This window comes from Neisseria sp. P0022.S010, from assembly GCF_051956635.1.
The window spans coordinates 1-463 of the sequence record NZ_JBQCXF010000882.1 but is presented as its reverse complement, the minus strand read 5'-3'; the positions used below and the strand labels follow the sequence as shown (position 1 = coordinate 463).

Annotated in this window: 1 pseudogene; it reads right to left on the bottom strand. The window is 47.7% G+C overall.

What is annotated here, in order from left to right:
• A pseudogene (locus ACTHUT_RS21910) lies at nucleotides 1–312 on the bottom strand (sulfate ABC transporter substrate-binding protein); the annotation flags it as partial.
• Between the last annotated feature and the right edge of the window lie 151 nt (nucleotides 313–463).

Here is a 463-nt window from a genome sequence, read left to right as displayed (position 1 = left end):
GTTCATGGTCACCACATCGGCAGCCAAACCATTGGCGACAGCCAAAGCCTGCTTGCTGGAGCCGCCGTGCGACTGTTGGACTTCAACCGTCTGTCCGCCGTTTTTTGCGGCAAACTCTTTTACAAATAAAGGATTGTATTCTTTATAAAAATCGCGGGCGACATCGTAGGAGACATTCAGCAATTTAACTTCGCCCCCCTTACCTCCGGCAGCTTGAGAAGCATTGTCGGCGGATTGTTCGGTTTTTGGCGAGCACGCGCTCAAAGCCAGCGCGGCGGTCAAAGCGGCAAAAGAAAGCGTACGGATATTCATGGTCGGCTCCTGTTAAAAATATGGGAGCACTTTATCGGGATTGGATGCAAACTGGAAATAATGTTTGCTTTCACGTTTATCAGTTTTGGTTATATACAATCCGGGCTGAAGTCGGGAAAAAATGCCCACTCAGATAAACATCACAATAAAT